This window comes from Streptomyces sp. NPDC054841 (assembly GCF_053611045.1).
The window spans coordinates 1-13,489 of record NZ_JBSGZO010000229.1 but is presented as its reverse complement, the minus strand read 5'-3'; the positions used below and the strand labels follow the sequence as shown (position 1 = coordinate 13,489).

Here is a 13,489-nt window from a genome sequence, read left to right as displayed (position 1 = left end):
CCTACGACGCGCACCACTGGGAGCTGCTCGCCCCCGTCCTGCTCGGCTGCCGCCCCTCCGCCCTCGACGCGTCGCTGGTCGACGTGGTCGTCGAGGCCGAGGTCGACAGCCCGGTGTGGCGGCGCACCGGGCCCGCGGACGCCCGTTGGCTGCTGTTCATCGCGGGCGGCGCTGGCCTGGGCGAGTGCCGTCGGGTCGAGGGCCTGTACGCCAACCGCCCCCTCCTCTCCGCGCCGCCGGTGCGACTGATCGGCTGCGAGCCCGGTGAGCGGCTGCTGCGTCGGCTGGTGCGCCCGCGCGGCGACGGCGATCACGTCATGCTGCTCGCCGTGGACCGGTCCGGTCGTGTCATGCGCCTCCAGGAGCACATGCCCCTGGAGGTCGTCACCTCCCGCCCGTCCGCACTTGGCGGGGCCCTCGTGGACCTGTGGCTGCGCGAGGGCCCGGCCGTCCGGCCCGTGCCTGGGGTCCGTCCGGTGTGGGACGCCTGGTTCGAGGGGCCGCCGACCGAGCCGGCTCGTGGGCCGCGTTCCCGCCCGAGGGCCGGGCTGAGTGGGCCGCCTTCGCCGCCGCCCGTCAGGGCGTCGGCCAGCCACTGGCCGACCCTGTGCGGCACCTCGACGGCCGGCACGTCACCGATGTGTCGGCGCTGGCGTGCGCGCTGGGCGAGGCGGTTGCGGGCCCCGGCGTCCATCACCACCAGTGCTGGGGCGTGTTGCGCGGTTGCCAGTGCGGCGGGGAGTGGCCGCCCACGCCGTTCACGCTGGTCTGGCACGATGCCGAGGTGGCCCGACGCGCGCTCGCCTCGGTGAGCGTGGACACGGCGGGCGAGACATCGTACGTCGACGACGTCCTCCGGCTGCTCGCACGGGTCGGCATCACCGTCGAACTCCGCTGATCCTCCCCAAGAGCGGTTCCGCCCGGAGCAACCTCCCTGCTGGCAGTCGGCGAGTTGATCGCTGACGCCCCGTCGGCTGAGCAGGTACGCCGCGTGCTCGCGCTGGGTGTGCGGAGGGGATCAGGGCCGTGGCGCAGAGTTCCGCTGTCTGAGCATGTCCGCCATCAGGTCCGTCTCGGACTGCTGGGTGTCGAGCATCTTGCGGGCGAGGGCCTTCTCCTGCGGCACGGTGCACAGGTCCGCACAGCCCCGTGCCATCGTGATGCCGCCATTGTGGTGGTCGGTCATCAGCTGCAGGAAGAGCACTTCGGCCTGCCTGCCGCTCGCCTTCGCCAGATGCTCCAACTCCGCCTGGGTGGCCATGCCGGGCATCAGCGAACCCCTACGGACCTGGTGACTGCCATGATCTTCGTAACCGCCATGGCCCTCGCTGCTTCCGGAAGCCGTCATCCAGGCCATGGGTGCCGTTCCGGGTGCGACTTTCGGCAGTTCCCACAGGTCCAGCCAGCCCAGCAGCATGCCGCGCTGGGTGGCCTGGGTGTTGGCGATGTCGTAGGCGAGCCGCCGTAGCTCTTCGTCCTGGGTGCGGTCGCGGACGATGAAGGACATCTCCACCGCCTGCTGGTGGTGGACGGCCATGTCGCGGGCGAAGCCGGCGTCGGGCGAGTCCGGCGCGGGGGCGGCCGCCGTGCCCCCGTGCCCGGCCTGGTGGCCGTCGTCGCCGCCGGCGGACGCGACGGTGGCCGCGCCCGCGAACAGCAGCACCGGCGTGACGGCCGTGACGGCGAGCCCACGGACCCTCGTCCAGGTCCTCACCCGGTCAGTCCGCCCGTGCACGTGGCACCCGGCTCGGGTGTCTGCGGACCCTGCACGTACTTGGTGAGGAACTGGTCCACCCGCGGGTCGTCCGCGCTGCCGACCGTGACCTGCTTGCCCCAGGCGGTGAGCATGATGGCCCCGGCCTGGTCCTTCACCGGGCTCATCATCGAGTAGGAGATCTGGCCGACCTTCTCCTTGAGCTTGTGCACGTCGGCGGCCGGGGCCTTGTCGTTGTACGTCACCCACACGGCGCCGTGCTCCAGAGAGTGCACGGCGTTCACTTCGGGGATCGGCTCGTCGTAGACGTTGCCGTCGCAGTTCATCCACGTCGGGTGGTGGTCACCGCCGACCGGCGGCTTCATCGGGTACGTCACGGTGGTGGTGACATGATTACGCCCGAGCTTCCTGGCGTCCCAGGACTTCTCGCCTCTGATGGGCTCATCGGCCGCGGCGGCGTTGTCCTCCGTGACCTTCGCCGCCTGCTGGGCAGCCTGTTCCTTCTTCACGGACTCGTGGCCCAGCGCGTAGCTGCCGAGCATCCGAGGAGTGCTGACCAAAGCGGCCTGGACAGCCGTCGGAGTCTCTGCTGGAGCAGCCAGTACCGGGACGGCGAGTGCTGCGAGTCCTGCCACTGCCGTACCGGCGATCAGGGGGCCGATGACGAATCGCTTGTTCATCTCCATGACCTCGCTCGGTTCAGGGGAAATCGGGCGCCACGGGGCGCAGGTGTCAGGGTCGGCGGCCGGCGACGGAAGCGTTCCTGCGGCCACACTCGGTAAGAGGAACGTACGTGGTCATCCGTGTCACTCCACTCGCACCCGGAGTGCCGGCCGCCATGACCCTGCGCGGGGTGTCCGAACGCATGCTGCCCTCCCTCGACCTGGCGAATGGGCCGCTCCCGACGCTAGCGATCTTCAGCCGATGTCCCGGACAAGGCGCCCTTTCCCTCACCCGAAAGGGGCGGTTGCGTCCGGCCCTGCGCCCAGGCTCGGAGGCGCCAGGCTTCCGGCATACCGGGGTCTGGGGCGGAGTTCTGTGCAAGCACAACGAGCGACTACCACATAGGACATGGTCTATGAGGCCGTCCCTATGGCGAACACTCTGTGGCCGTATCTGACGCAGGGCCAAGCGGCCTCGAGCGTTCGCCCGCCGATGCCGGAGACGGGCTGCAGGGTCTTCACTTGTGGTCGCGCAAGAACGTGGGGATCTCGTCGCGGGTCGGGTAGTTCGGCAGGGGTGCGGGCTTGTCCTGAAGGAATGCGGTGATGACGGCGGCGGCTCGGTCGTTGTTGTCGTCAAGGCCGTTCCACATGTGGTGTCCGACTCCAGGCATGTACTGCGTGCGCTGGATGGCGGGATCATCGGCAAGGACGGCGGTCGCCCATTGACGGACCTGGGAGGAGCACTCGGCGATCATCAGCATCGCGGGGATCCGGGAGCGCCTCAGTTGCGGGGCGATGGAGGGTGAGTCCTTGGTCGTCTGCTGGACGCGGAGGCTAGCGGCGGGGCTGAAGGAGAAGTTCTGTGCCGTGTCCTCGGTCGGGATGCGGTGCGCGTCGCGCGCGCAGTAGGCGGATGCGGTGTCGCTGCCGAGGTCAGCGGCGGTGAACGCGTTGTCGCCTTCGGCCTGTCCGATCAGCCCGGTGTCGGGGGTGAGGAGTCCGAGTCGCATGAGGCCGAATGCGGCGGCGTACCGCGGGATGCGTGTGGACCGCGGTCCGGTCATGGCCGGCGCGAGGCCGCGCGCGGATGGTTGGCCTTTGTGACCGGTGATCTGCGCGGTGGGGCCGTCCATCGGTCCGGGCTCAGCGATGATCGCCCGGTGCAAGCGTGCAGCGACGCGCGGGTCGGCCAGGGCTCGCGTGAGCACAACCGCGCCTGACGAGAATCCGAGGATGTCGACAGTGCCCTTGTCCAGGCGGTCGACGAAAGCGGCGAGGTCGCGCACCGACCTGGAGATCGTGTACTGCCCCATGGGGAGCAGGTCGCTTCGCCCGCCGCCGGCCTGTTCGTAGGCGTAGACGTCGTAGCCCTGTCGCGCCAGGAGCTGCAGGAAACGGTGGTCAAGAACCGAGATGCCGCGAACTGGCCCGCCGTTGAGGTACACGAACGGAATGGGGCGTCGGGTGCCGGCGTTCGCGGGCGGGTAGTGATACACCGCGACCCGACTGCCTGTGGCCAGGCTCCAGTACTGCGTGGCCACGAATGGCAGGGCGGGCGGATACCGCCGGGCCGTGGGCACGGTCGGGATGCAGACCGACGCCGTCAACGCTGCCGCGACAACCACCGGCAGGAACGGCGCGAGCCGCGCCGCCCGGGTACGACGCCGACCCCGCCACATTGCGGCGACAGCCCCGGCTCCAAGGGCCGTCAACCATGCGCCGAGCCCGGAGCCTGACCCGTCCGTGAGGACGATCGCAACGAGAAAGACGACGACCAGCGTCGCGACGGCGGCCAGGGCCAGTAGTAAGCGTCCGGTGAAGCGAGCAAGGCGTATGGCGAACGTGGGCACGGCGGACCTCCGAAGTTTCAGAACGCTGTTTCAAAACGACGTTACCAAAGGAGGTAGGCTTCTCGTCATGGGTAGGCCGAGAACAAACGACGCGACCGTCAAAGAGCGACTCGTGGAGTGCGCGACAGAGCTGCTCGCCACCCGTCCGCAGGAGTCGGTCACAGTCCGCGCCGTGGCCGCTGCCGCCGAGACGTCAACGGCGGCGGTGTACTCCCTGTTCGGCGATAAGGAAGGACTGATCGGAGCGGTACGCGACAGAGCCGTCGCCAGCCTGTTCCAGGCCCTGACGGCGGTGCCGACCTCTGCGGATCCCCTCGCAGACATCTACGCACTGGCCGCCGCATACCGACGATGGGGACGCGAACGCAGCCACCTCTACTCAGTGCTGTTCGGGGGAGTGCAAACCTTCAAGCCGTCAGGAGCGGTCGGTGCCGGTGACCCCGTCCGGCCGCTCATCGCGGCGATCGATCGCGCCGTGACAGAGTCCGTCCTCGACGGCGAAGCGACGGCGATCGCCGTCTCACTCTGGGTGACCCTGCATGGGCTTGTGACACTCGAACTCGCCGGGGCCCTCGACGCCCCCACAGCAGAAGCCGCATTCCGATCGACGATCCTCGCCACGCTGCGTGGCTGGACGGCCCCCGCGGTGTTCCACAGGTCTCGGCACGACGAACCCGCCCCCTGACAGAGAGTCAGTCGCGGTGGCCGCTCTGATCGCCGCTCGGCCGCTCTCCGCCCGCGAGGCCGCGGCGCAGGACGCCAAGGCGATGCCCGCCAACGGGTACCGGCGCCCGAGCCTGGGCGCCGCACTGGCCGAGGCCGCACGCAAGGGCGGGCTCAAGCCCGACTCCGCCGAGGGTGACCTGCATCTCATGGCCCGACAGAGCAGCGAGGCGTTCCACCCGAGGCTCCCGGCGCTGACCCGGCATCTGCTGACCGGCGGCGTCAAGGACGCCCCACCCATGCGAGACAGCCTGCTGCGCTACGACGGAACCGCGACCGTCACCGACCCGGCGGCCCTCACCGACGCCGTCCTGACCGGCATCGGCCGCGGCAAACCGTACGGAGCAGGCCTGCTCAGCCTCGCCCCGGCGGCCACCGCGTGAGCGCCCCCGCCCGTCCCTATCGATTTCGACGGCCTCACCCTCATCCGCATGGCAGCCCCACCGGCAAAGCACGAGCGAAGCCCCCTAAGCTGCAAGTGGGGAGACAACGGTCGGCGCCTGGCCGGCCGAGGGGGAGGACCATGCTGTTCGCGCAGCTCAAACCCGGCGGGCTCTACGTCAAGCGGACCTACCGACCGGACTGGGAGCTGACCCTGATCCGGGTCGGCGAGTCCCCGCGTCTGTGGCGGTGGAACAGGAAGCGGTGGTCCTACGAGGTGGCCGAAGACGCCGACCGGCCGGACCTCGAGCAGGGCGTCGGCTATCTCGCCGTGGCGCCCCCGGCGGCGTGGCCGGAGAGCGACGGCGTGGGCGGCATGTTGAGGCGGGGCATCCATCGCTGGGCGCGGCCGATGGCCGCGCTCCGTTCTCCCCTGCCGGATCCCTCCGTGACGCGTGTGGCCTGGTTCGATCTGCCGACTCGCGACGAGGACGACGAGTTGTCATGGACGATCTTCGATCCGCGGGACATCGTCTGCCCGTACACCTCACCGGAGGAGTTCCAACAGCGCATCCTTGACCGGATGACGGCGCTCGGCGTGGAACCGGCGCCCGTGTTCCAGCCGCCGCCCCCGGGCAGCATCACGCCCACCGACGTCCCTCGTGCGGCGCTGCGGCTCGACGTCCTCGCGGAACTCCTCGACCGCGTCCCCGGCCCCGGGGTGGAACAGGAGACCGAACGCTGACGGGTGTTCCGCCCGGCGAAGTGGAGCGAGCGCTCGCGCACACGCGGGTGGTCGGGACGCATGCCAGTGGGCGTTAGCCCTGATCATCCTCTGCCGCCTGCCAGGTACCCGTGTGAGGAAAGGGGCGATGGCGTTGTAGAAGACGGGACGCAAGGGGCGGAAGGCACTCATGTGTGGGTCTTCGTCCAGCGACCAGCCGAGGCGTTCGCCGATGGTGACGCACTCGTCGTCTGCTACGACGTCCCTGCGACAAAGGCTCTTGGCCTCCTCGCCGACACTGATGAGGTTCCCTGGATTTCGTCGGTGTCGCTCGTCTTCGGCAATGGTTCGTTCTTGCAGTGAGTGGTGAAGGTGGCGAGTAAGGGCATGCGATCCGCAGCAACCGCCTGGCCTCGTCATCACCGATCTCTCGGACGCGTACTCGTTCTGCCACCAGCACAGTTTCGCTGCCTCGCGCTACCGGCAGCGTTCATTCCGACGCAGTGCCTACCCGCAGGCGGTTGCCGTCAGGATCACGCAGCTCAATCTCGCGTGCCCATGGAGTGTCCTTCGCCTGGACACCGAACTCGTTCGCGACGGCGTCGACTTCACGGACCCGGAGGTAGATCAACGTGTCGGGACGGGCGTCGCCTTTGTGCTCTGACAAGAACAACCTCACCCGGCCACGGGCCACCTCCACGAACGCGGGAAGTCCCGGCTCAAAGCGATGCTCCCAATGCTGGGTGAAGCCCAGACGGCCGTACCACGCGACCGCCGCAGCAGCATCCTCGACGTAAAGAATTGGAATGACTTCCTCGTCCATGTGGCCCATCGTCCCAGACCACCCGACAGGGTAAACGTTGGTTGAAGCGGCAGTAGTTCACGGCCGGAGAGGACGAAGCCGCCGCCCTTCATCTGCTGGGCGTACTTGGGGCATGTGGGCGGGGCTGCGAGCACCGGGCGCAACATACTTTGACGCCGATGATCTGAGCCGTGGGCGTTGATCTCGCCGAGGGTCCGAGCTAAGCGCCGTGCAGAAGGTTCTTTGCGGTCCTTCCTGCACCGAACTCCGTGTTGGCGGGCTGGACTTCCCCAGGTGCTTCTCGACATGTGCGGCGTCGCTAACTAGGTTGTGGGGATTCATTTCCAAGTAGCAAGGAACTTAAGGGCGTTGAGAGATGCATCCCAGGACGACAGACCAAGCGGAACGACCCGGCGCGGGCTTCTGAGAACCGGCGCAGGGCTGGCCACGGCCGCGGCGGCCGGTAGCCTCCCCGTGCTCGCTGCAGCACCGGCGAGCGCAACTGTTCCCGGCTCCAGCCATTTTGTTTTCAGCGGTGCGGGTGGCAACCCTGTCTGGCGGAAGACTCTCCACCAGCCCTATTGGGCGATGCAGTCCTTCGCCTACGACCATTTCAACGGCCACCTCTACATCGCCCAGGGCAAGCCGGGGAGCGACACCGGCGATGTATGGATGAACAAGACCGACCTGCACGGCAACGTGCTGGGCACCATGGCGCTTCACGGTTTTGGTCATGCCTCCTCGATGTGTGTCGAACCGGTGAGCGGGGCGGTTCCGTTTCTATGGCTCGAAGGCGACTCGGTTAGGGGCGCCGGCCGACGGCTTGCCCGATTCCGGTACCGGGACGGCGGGACCCTCGACTACGGCTCCTCATCCATCTACGACCGGACGCCGACGATCTCGAGCTACCGAGACCTTCCGCGACCGGCGATCGACCCCTACACGAACCGGCTGCTGATCCGCTACGCGACGGCTACGTCCGAATCGCGAGAGTGGCGCATCGTGTTGTTCTCTCTCGCCGACGCCGTCAACGGTAATCTCGGCGACGGGAATCGCCTCATCGAGCGCGCGATCCCGAACAACGATGAACTCGGCCTCAGCGACTCCCACCTGTTCCAGGGCATCACGGCATACGGCCAGTACGCCTATCTCCTCTACGGAGGTTCAGGCACGGCCTCGTACCTCGTCCGCTTGGACATGAACAAGACTGGTGGATCGTACGAGGAGAAGTTCCTCACCAATGCGGGGCAGTCCCTGCCGGGCCGAGAACCGGAGGGAATCGCCATCTGGCGGGACTCCAGCGGCCCGAGACTCGCCTTCGGCTTTTCCGCCAAGGTCAGCGGAAGTCCCGCGACATTCGATTCGAGCATCTTCTACAAGAGCGAGCTCACGAACTGACCCACGGAAAGCATGTGGCGGATGCGCTCGAACGTCCCCGGACAGCCACGCCTGTGGGCTGAGAACCGGCCGTGTCGTCGGTGCTGTGTCACAGTCCGCCGTCTGCTCGCGCAGGGAGGCCCTGCGGGACCGGTCCAGCTCGTGCTCGACTGGTTGGTCGATGAAACGGCGGCGGCCCCATGTACGACGCTGTCCATGGGGCCACCCCCGCCTCGGTGAAGTTCTCGCGGTGGCTCCTCGGCGAGCTTCGCGCGGATGCGTGAAGCCGTACACGGGTGTTCCTCGGGGCTTGCGCCGACGAGCTGGGGCCCAAACTCATCTGGTGTGGCAGCAACTTGACTGCTGCCACACCAGTTTTCACCCTCGTCAGTGATGCTTGCTGCTTCGCCCGCGAACTGACCCACACCCTGCCCCTGCCCCTGCCCCTGCTTCGCCGCCCGGGCCTCCAGGACCGACCGCCCCGCGCAAGGTGAAGATGCGCTTCGGCTCCCACCCCTCGACCTGCCCGGTGCTCGCTTGGCGGGCCGGGAGGAACGCGGCCGGGGTGAGCGATCCGGAAGACCTCGCGTACAAGCCGCTGCCCCCCGCCCCCGGACGACGCGCAAGCCGCCCGCGCCTGTGAACAGCGCCTCAATATCGTCGCCCGCGGGCTCGGTGACCACAGCCCAGACCGCGCCAGGCGACCGTGACGCCCCCGTCGCGGGCACCGAGGTCACCGTTCCGGCCGACTGCCACTGGTGGGCCGGCCCCGATGGCGAGCTGTTCCTGATGTCCATGTGCATGGCCCGCGTTCAGGACCCCGAAGCCGAGTGCACCTGCGACAAGACCGGCACCCGTGTGTCCCCGACGGAGGAGAACGAGGGCGGGAGCCACCTGCCGGAGGCCGCACCGGAGGCGCGGCCAGGGTCGCGCGGGAAACGCAAGAGGCGCGCTCACCGGGACCGCGTCCCGCTCTTGGTCCACCCTTCATCGCATAGTCACCGCACGCCTCTTGGCATTCCGCCGAAACACCTGAAGGCTGTGGCGGACATGTCAATGGATCGGGTACCCCACACCGCGGTCTCCAGGAGGACTTGGTGCAGCAGAGCTCCAGAATCCGCAGGGCTTCGCTCAGCCTCGCCGGCGCGTTCGCGCTGGTGCTCGCCGTTCCGAACACTGCTTTCGCCGCGCCGCCGGCCGCCCTGCCGGCCAACGCGGACACGCTGGATCAGACGTTCCAGCCGGCCTTCGACTACGACACCGACGGCTGTTACTCGACGCCGGCCATCGGCCCCGACGGCACCATCAACCCCGGTCTGAAGCCCACCGGGGCCCTCAACGGCAACTGCCGGGACGCGTCAGACCTCGTCAACACCAACGGGTACTCGCGCGCCAAGTGCAACAACGGCTGGTGCGCCATCATCTACGGGCTCTACTTCGAGAAGGACCAGGCCATCCCCGGCATCAGCCTCGGCGGGCACCGCCACGACTGGGAGCACGTCGTGGTCTGGGTAGAGAACAACCAGGCGAAATACGTCGCCACCTCTGCCCACGGAGATTTCAACATCTACCCGCGCGACCAGATCCGCTGGGACGGCACACACCCGAAAGTCGTGTACCACAAGGACGGTGTGAGCACCCACTGTTTCCGACCCGCCAACTCCAACGACGAACCGCCGGAGAACCACCAGCACACCTGGCAGTTCCCCAAGCTCGTCGGCTGGAACGGCTACCCGGCGGGCCTGCGTGACAAGCTCATCCAGGCCGACTTCGGCAGCGCCCACTTCGGGCTCAAGGATGGCAGCTTCGCGAGCCACCTCGCCGAGGCCAAGCCGGCTGGCATCCCGTTCGACCCCGATGCGTGACCCGTAGCCGAGCTCAGCTGTTCCCCGGCGCTCCGACAGCAGCGGGCCTGCGTGCCGCCGGGGATGTCCGTGAACCGGCCTTGCGACGATCAGTAGACCGGGCGGCCCGTTCTGGTCACCCGGTACCGCCCCGTAGTCCGCTGCCTGGACTGCGGTGCGCCGCTGCCCGACGCGGAGTCTCGGCGCTGGGGCCGCTGCCCGAACTGCCGAGGCGGTCTTGTCTCCGTGCCGGCGCCCGGCCGGTTCGACGTTGAGCAGGGCGCCATGCCGGGCACCGGCTGAGGGGGACGCGGCGCGTAGTGAGTGGTCGAAGCTCGAAGTCCTTGGGGGTTGATCAAGCTGCCAGGGCGACGAAGGCTCCTGCGGGGTATCGGTGGTGTGCCGGTTGAGCCTGGCCAGTAGATCGTCCAGGTCGGAGGTGGTGCATCCCCACTGGGATGGCTGTGCCGTGGCGTTTCCAGCGGTCTTCGAAGGCTCGGAGCCGTCCCTGCGACCTGGGCAAGGCCGGTGAAATCGTTGGGCGGGACGACCTTGCGCTGCGCGACGAAGAAGAAGATCTCCACCTGGTTCAACCAGGAGGGTTCACCGGGGTGTGGACCAGCTCCGTGTTCGGGAACGCTGCTGTCACTCGGAGCGGGTCACCTCCCGCAGGTGGTCGTAGCGGTCCGACGATTCCAGCAACGCCGGGCGTATCCGGTTGAGGTACAGCCAGACCGTTCCTTCTCGTCGTGGCACGCTGCGCGGGCCGCCCTTGTGCAGGACGCGGGTCCAACGTTCGGCCTCCGAGCGGATGCCGGGTGAGAGTTCCTCCAGTCTCTGGGCGAGCCAGCGTTCGAAGGAGGGTTTGCTGTCGTCCTCGAAGATGCCCATCTCCTCCACGACCGTGACGATGTGGCCGACCGGCAGGTCGAGGGCCCGCAGCGGAGTGAAGAGGTCGGTGTGCCGGATGACGTCGACCTCGACGTAGCCGGTGAGGAGGTGGACCAGGCCGCGGTTGACGGCGAAGCGGATGTTACGTCCCCAGCCGCGGGCTTCGGCCGGCCGGGTGGGCGTGGTACTGCGCCCAGGCCAGCCAGGGGCTGGCTGTGCAGGCGCGGGGGAGAAGCAGGACGGGCCATGCCCGGTCTGTGGCTGCCCGGAGCCGAAAGGCATCCGCTTGGTGACACGGCACCGACCGACACCCATCACCCGCCCAAGGTGATCTGGCACATCACCTGGGACAGGAATGCGACCGTGGCCAAGTCAGCTGATCTCGTGCCGTTCGATGCCCTGGTGGGCTACTTCACCGTCGGAGGCCGCGCTTCCGCGCCGCATCTGCTCTGGGACCCGTTCACCGGCGGGATCGCTCAGGTCTATCCGGCGAACTCGCGAAGCAAGAGCGTCGTGGACTCGCGGGGCGGTACGCGTACCAAGCGGGCTGGGCGGGTTGTGCTCCAGGTCGACACGCTCTTCTTCCCGCACTGCCGGATCAACGGCAAGTCGTACGCCACCGTAAGTGACACGTCCGCCAAGGGACTCGACAAGATCCTCACGTGGTCGCGCAGCTGGGGCGTCCCCGACGACTGGCCGATGGGCAAGCCGACGTGGAAGGCGAACCGCAGCGAGCGGGTTTGGGCCTCGCGCGGTGGTCACTACGGCCACGGTCAGGTGCCGGAGAACGACGACCACAACGATTCCGGCCCCAGGCCATCGCATGCCCTGACGCGCCAACATGCACCGATGCTACGTTCCCATTGCGGGTCGAGCGGCAGTTGCTGGGCACGAGGGCTGGAGTGGAATTGCTGGAAGCGCTGATCACGACCGCTGCGGGAGCGGCCTCGGCGACCGTTGGCGTGCTGGTAGGCGGGATCGTCACCAGACGAGGCCAGGACCATCAGTGGTCGCGGGACCAGCAGCTGGTTGCTTACCAGGAACTCCTCAGTCACTACGCCAAGTTCACGATGGTGATCAAGCGCGCACACGCCGACCGTTGCGGCTGGGACTACGACTGGGCCGAGTGGAGCGCCGTTCTGACGCGGGTCAGCTTGATCGCTCCCGCAGAGGTTGCGGCCGAGGTGGACAGCTTTGGTCAGTCGGTCGACCGCTTCTTGGACCGCGTAGTGCGAGAAGCCGATCCCGTCCACACGCCACTCGGCGAAGAGGAGTTCCGGGAGGCGAGCGCGGAGGTGGCTCAGGCGCAGATGCGGCTGGTCAATGCGATGCGGCGGTCGCTGGGAGGTAGACGGAAGGCTTTGACCTTCTGGATAGGAGGGTCACACGCCGGCTCAGAGATTCGCGGATCATTGTAACGATTACGGCCACTCGTTGATAACGGCGATGGTGACCGTGGCCTCGTAGCGGACCGCCAGCTTGTCGCACCTCGTGGCCACGGCCCGGTGGCGCTTGAGGCGGTTGATCCCGCACTCGACCGCGTGGCGCTCGCGGTAGTCAGCCTTGTCGAACTTCGGCGGGCGACCGCCGCGGGCGCCCAGCCTCTTGCGGTTGTGGTTGCGGATCTGGTCGGACTTCTCCGGGATTGTGCAGCGGATCCCGCGTCGACGCAGGTAGTCGGGGTTGTCTCGGGAGCCGTATGCCCTGTCCGCGCGTACTCGGTCCGGTCGGCGACGCGGCCGGCCGGTGCCCACGCGCGGCACCCGAATGCGGTCCAGGACCGACTGGAATCTACAGCGACTCCACCGACCCTTGGCGGCGGACCGTCGAGGAATGGCTGGACAAGGAACTGTCGGGCTGGAGTGCTGAGCCGTGGGCTGTGGCCTGAGTTCCCGCGGGGGCCTGCGGCTCTGGTTCACGCGCAATTGCGCCAGCACCCGTGACGCCTATGCCTGCTTTCGCTCCGCTTCGAGTACTGATGGGACACCCCCATGATCTTGCACAAGCAGGAACATGAGGCCTGCCGCCGCTGGTAAAGGGGTTCTGAATGAGCCATCGTCGTAGCCGCGGGGGGAGGTATCGACCAACGAGGTGGAGATCGGTCATGACCAGGATGGTTCGTGCACGCGGCGCCACAGCCGCTGCGGCAGCCGATGCTCTCGCTGTCCCAAGCTGCAACGTGGAACCCTCCTGGGGCGGCCTCGCTCCGGTGGGCAGTGACGCATGACAACCCCGCCCGACGATCGCGTATTCCGGCGCGAGATGGCGACCGCTTACCGCTCCGGGTGGCATTTCATCGACCTCATCACGGCCATCCCCCATCGTGGCGATTCGTCGTTGATGGTCACCCTCTTCGGCGAGCCCATCGTGATCAATCGCGGTGAGGACGAGGAGATCCACGCGTTTCGCTGCCTGCGCAGGCCCCGCGGGGCCCCACAACCCATTCGCTGTGTCATCAGGTACGGAATGATCTTCGTCAATCTCGACCAGCGGGACCACCAGCTGGTCGAGCCAGAGA

The 13,489-nt window shown here is 67.9% G+C and carries 13 protein-coding genes and 3 pseudogenes; 9 read left to right on the top strand and 7 right to left on the bottom strand.

The annotated features are described in order from the left end of the window. A pseudogene (locus ACWGI8_RS26480) lies at positions 1-368 on the bottom strand (hypothetical protein); the annotation flags it as partial. A gap of 110 nt (positions 369-478) precedes the next feature. Here ACWGI8_RS26480 and ACWGI8_RS26475 point away from each other — a divergent pair. Then, a complete protein-coding gene (locus ACWGI8_RS26475) occupies positions 479-898 on the top strand; it encodes a hypothetical protein (RefSeq protein WP_453664560.1) in 420 nt (139 codons plus the stop codon). A 120-nt stretch (positions 899-1,018) separates the two neighbouring features. Here the strand turns inward: ACWGI8_RS26475 and ACWGI8_RS26470 are convergent, their stop codons facing one another. The 3 genes from ACWGI8_RS26470 to ACWGI8_RS26460 all read right to left on the bottom strand — a co-directional run bounded on the left by ACWGI8_RS26470 (position 1,019) and on the right by ACWGI8_RS26460 (position 4,229). Further along, positions 1,019-1,714, bottom strand: coding sequence for a DUF305 domain-containing protein (locus tag ACWGI8_RS26470; RefSeq protein WP_453664558.1), 696 nt, complete (start codon positions 1,712-1,714; stop codon positions 1,019-1,021). Further along, entirely contained in the window at positions 1,711-2,394 is a 684-nt protein-coding gene (locus ACWGI8_RS26465; RefSeq protein ID WP_453664556.1) for a DUF3105 domain-containing protein, read from the bottom strand. The genes ACWGI8_RS26470 and ACWGI8_RS26465 overlap by 4 nt, the downstream gene beginning before the upstream one ends. Positions 2,395-2,894: 500 nt before the next feature. Continuing rightward, positions 2,895-4,229: an alpha/beta fold hydrolase gene (locus tag ACWGI8_RS26460; RefSeq protein ID WP_453664554.1), complete on the bottom strand. Its 1,335-nt coding sequence runs from the start codon at positions 4,227-4,229 to the stop codon at positions 2,895-2,897. A gap of 67 nt (positions 4,230-4,296) precedes the next feature. Between ACWGI8_RS26460 and ACWGI8_RS26455 the strand changes: the two genes are divergently transcribed. The 3 genes and pseudogenes from ACWGI8_RS26455 to ACWGI8_RS26445 all read left to right on the top strand — a co-directional run bounded on the left by ACWGI8_RS26455 (position 4,297) and on the right by ACWGI8_RS26445 (position 6,078). Further along, on the top strand, positions 4,297-4,914 hold the full coding sequence (locus ACWGI8_RS26455) for a TetR-like C-terminal domain-containing protein (RefSeq protein ID WP_453664562.1): 618 nt from the start codon (positions 4,297-4,299) through the stop codon (positions 4,912-4,914). A 262-nt stretch (positions 4,915-5,176) separates the two neighbouring features. Beyond that, positions 5,177-5,335 (top strand): annotated as a pseudogene (locus ACWGI8_RS26450) (type I-E CRISPR-associated protein Cas6/Cse3/CasE); the annotation flags it as partial. 140 nt (positions 5,336-5,475) lie between these two features. After that, complete coding sequence (locus ACWGI8_RS26445; protein ID WP_453664553.1) at positions 5,476-6,078, top strand: hypothetical protein; 603 nt, start codon at positions 5,476-5,478, stop codon at positions 6,076-6,078. Between the two features lie 469 nt (positions 6,079-6,547). On the opposite strand, the gene ACWGI8_RS26440 is transcribed toward ACWGI8_RS26445, so the two are convergent. After that, positions 6,548-6,880, bottom strand: a complete 333-nt coding sequence (locus ACWGI8_RS26440; protein ID WP_453664551.1) for a glyoxalase superfamily protein — start codon at positions 6,878-6,880, stop codon at positions 6,548-6,550. A gap of 453 nt (positions 6,881-7,333) precedes the next feature. On the opposite strand from ACWGI8_RS26440, the gene ACWGI8_RS26435 reads away from it, so the two are divergent. Both ACWGI8_RS26435 and ACWGI8_RS26430 read left to right on the top strand, forming a co-directional pair. Further along, positions 7,334-8,257 (top strand): phage baseplate protein, encoded by a 924-nt coding sequence (locus tag ACWGI8_RS26435; protein ID WP_453664549.1) that lies wholly within the window; start codon positions 7,334-7,336, stop codon positions 8,255-8,257. A gap of 1,076 nt (positions 8,258-9,333) precedes the next feature. After that, positions 9,334-10,101 carry an NPP1 family protein gene (locus tag ACWGI8_RS26430; protein WP_453664547.1) on the top strand — a complete coding sequence of 256 codons (768 nt, stop codon included), beginning with the start codon at positions 9,334-9,336 and terminating at the stop codon, positions 10,099-10,101. Positions 10,102-10,725: 624 nt separating this feature from the next. On the opposite strand, the gene ACWGI8_RS26425 is transcribed toward ACWGI8_RS26430, so the two are convergent. Further along, the gene (locus ACWGI8_RS26425; RefSeq protein WP_453664546.1) at positions 10,726-11,286 is read right to left on the bottom strand and encodes a hypothetical protein; all 561 of its coding nucleotides are present in this window, start codon (positions 11,284-11,286) and stop codon (positions 10,726-10,728) included. 12 nt (positions 11,287-11,298) lie between these two features. Between ACWGI8_RS26425 and ACWGI8_RS26420 the strand changes: the two genes are divergently transcribed. Continuing rightward, on the top strand, positions 11,299-11,895 hold the full coding sequence (locus tag ACWGI8_RS26420) for a hypothetical protein (protein ID WP_453664545.1): 597 nt from the start codon (positions 11,299-11,301) through the stop codon (positions 11,893-11,895). After that, positions 11,874-12,389: a hypothetical protein gene (locus ACWGI8_RS26415; protein WP_453664543.1), complete on the top strand. Its 516-nt coding sequence runs from the start codon at positions 11,874-11,876 to the stop codon at positions 12,387-12,389. Before ACWGI8_RS26420 ends, ACWGI8_RS26415 begins: the two co-directional genes overlap by 22 nt. A gap of 3 nt (positions 12,390-12,392) precedes the next feature. Here ACWGI8_RS26415 and ACWGI8_RS26410 read toward each other — a convergent pair. After that, positions 12,393-12,764: pseudogene (locus tag ACWGI8_RS26410) on the bottom strand (transposase); the annotation flags it as partial. A 430-nt stretch (positions 12,765-13,194) separates the two neighbouring features. Here ACWGI8_RS26410 and ACWGI8_RS26405 point away from each other — a divergent pair. Further along, the coding region (locus ACWGI8_RS26405; RefSeq protein WP_453664542.1) for a (2Fe-2S)-binding protein at positions 13,195-13,489 on the top strand (295 nt) is incomplete at its 3' end.